Here is a 1,709-nt window from a genome sequence, read left to right as displayed (position 1 = left end):
AAGAGGCAAAGCTCACCTTGCCCGGATTGGCCTTGACGTAGCCGATCAGTTCCTTGAGGTCCTTGGCCGGGGTGTTGGGCGCACCGATCAACACCAGGCTATCGCGCGCGGCCACCGCCACCGGGCGCACCTTGGGCACGATGTCCATGCTGGCCTTGAGCACATGCGGGATTTCGGTCAGCAGGTTGCTGGCCGTGAACATGATGGTGGAGCCATCGGCCGGTGCGGTCACCAGCGCTTGCATGCCGATCACACCGCCCGCGCCGGCACGGTTCTCGATCACCACGGGTTGACCGATGTCCTTGGCCAACTGGTCACCCAGGATGCGCGCCACCTGGTCCATCACGCCGCCAGCGGGCGCGGGCACGATGACCTTGACCGGTTTGTCGGACCAGGCAAAAGTGGTCGGCACGGCCAAAGCCAGCAAGGTGGCGCAAACAGCGCGCCGCGAGGTGCGGGAAGTGAAATGCATGTATGTCTCCAAATCTGTGTGTGCCCGGGCCACCCCGGTGTTTGTCGGCAGGCTTGTTGCAAACCGTGGACGAATGGTAGGCAGGCCACCCCAGGTCGGCTTGATAATTCGTGCCAAGAACTTTCGAATTTGGGACACCCGATGGCCACCCATCTGCCGGTTGTGCGCAGCGCCAGTCTCAACGGTTACGTCGAATTGGCGCAATCGCTGGGTCTGGACGCATCGGCCATGTTGCGACGCGCCGGCCTGCAGCTGCGCAGCCTGGCCGACCCTGAAACGCCCATCAGCACCCAGGCCGTGCGCCGGCTGCTCGATGACAGTGCGCGTGCCAGCCGTGCGGAGGATTTTGGGCTGCGCCTGGCGGCACGGCGCTCGCTGTCCAACCTCGGCCCCATCAGCCTCGTGCTCAAGGAGGAGCCCAGCGCTCGTGCGGCGCTGGACACACTGTGCCGCTACCTGCGTCTGCTGAACGCATCACTGGTGACGCAATTGGAAGAAACCGACGGGCTGCTGCGCATCACCGAGGACATGCTGGCCGAACCGGGGGCGACATTGGCACAGTCCATGCAGTTGGCGGTGGGGGTGATGCACCGCATCCTGCAGGAGTTGCTGGCCGATCGCTGGCAACCGCAGTGGGTGGGCTTGAAGCAGGCGGCCGTGGGGGAACCGGAACGCTTCGAACGTTTTTTTGGCGCCCGTGTGGTTTTTGGCGCGGACTTCAATGGCATCGTCTGCCGCGCCAGCGACCTGGCCCAAGGCCTCTCGGGCAGCCAGACGGCCATGGCCAGTTTCCTGCGGCGCTACCTCGACGGCGAACTCTCGCGCGGCCAGCGCAGCGCACAAACCACCACCCGCCAGCTCATCACCGCCCTGCTACCGGGCGGGCGTTGCACTGCCCAGCAGGTGGCGCAGCACCTGGGGGTGGACCGCCGCACGCTTCACCGCCACCTGATCGCCGAGGACACCGACTTCTCGGCCGTGCTTCAGGCGGTGCGCATGGAAATGGCGGAGCAGCAGCTGCGGCAAAACCAGCGCCCGCTGGCCGAGATCGCCACCCTGCTGGGTTTTTCCTCGCCCAGCGCCTTTGCCTACTGGTTTCGCCAGGGTTTTGGCTGCAGCGCGCGCGCCTGGCGCCAGCGTCCGAACTGATCAGCCTTGGGCCGGATGGGCCTTGCGCCAATCCTGTGGCGCCTGGCCAAACTGCGTGATGAACCAGCGCGTGAAGGAGCTGGGCGTG

Annotated in this window: 2 protein-coding genes; one reads left to right on the top strand and one right to left on the bottom strand. The window is 65.7% G+C overall.

Annotated elements, in window-relative coordinates; all coding sequences use genetic code 11:
* The coding region (locus Q8M88_RS07870; protein ID WP_305596101.1) for a tripartite tricarboxylate transporter substrate binding protein at positions 1 to 472 on the bottom strand (472 nt) is incomplete at its 3' end.
* A 141-nt stretch (positions 473 to 613) separates the two neighbouring features.
* Here Q8M88_RS07870 and Q8M88_RS07865 point away from each other — a divergent pair.
* The gene (locus tag Q8M88_RS07865) at positions 614 to 1,621 is read left to right on the top strand and encodes an AraC family transcriptional regulator (RefSeq protein ID WP_305596099.1); all 1,008 of its coding nucleotides are present in this window, start codon (positions 614 to 616) and stop codon (positions 1,619 to 1,621) included.
* The last annotated feature ends 88 nt before the right edge of the window (positions 1,622 to 1,709 follow it).

Origin of the sequence: Phenylobacterium sp. (assembly GCF_030693805.1) — a bacterium.
GTDB lineage: Bacteria > Pseudomonadota > Alphaproteobacteria > Caulobacterales > Caulobacteraceae > Phenylobacterium.
Note: the sequence above shows the minus strand (reverse complement) of the source record. Positions and strands in the feature narration are given on the sequence as shown.